Origin of the sequence: Gordonia sp. UBA7860, assembly GCF_002500165.1 — a bacterium.
In the GTDB taxonomy this organism is placed as follows: domain Bacteria; phylum Actinomycetota; class Actinomycetes; order Mycobacteriales; family Mycobacteriaceae; genus Gordonia; species Gordonia sputi.
This window is the reverse complement of sequence record NZ_DLSO01000187.1, coordinates 1-228: the sequence shown is the minus strand read 5'-3', so window position 1 is coordinate 228 and position 228 is coordinate 1.

The following is a 228-nucleotide window of genomic DNA, read 5'->3' as shown; positions in this document are numbered from 1 at the left end:
TCGGTAGCGTTCAGATCTCAGCGGGCAGCGGAAGATTCACGACGCCCGGCCACGTCGTGGATAGCTGTGCGGTGTCGCATGAGCAGCCGCTGACCCGTAAAGACTAGAGGCCGTGCTCGCCAAGCCACCCGGCCGCGAGGTCGCGTGGTTTGGCGCCCGCGTCTGCTCGTCGTGCCAGTTCGGCGAGATCGGCGGTGGTGGTCTCCCCCCCGACACGATTGATCTGCT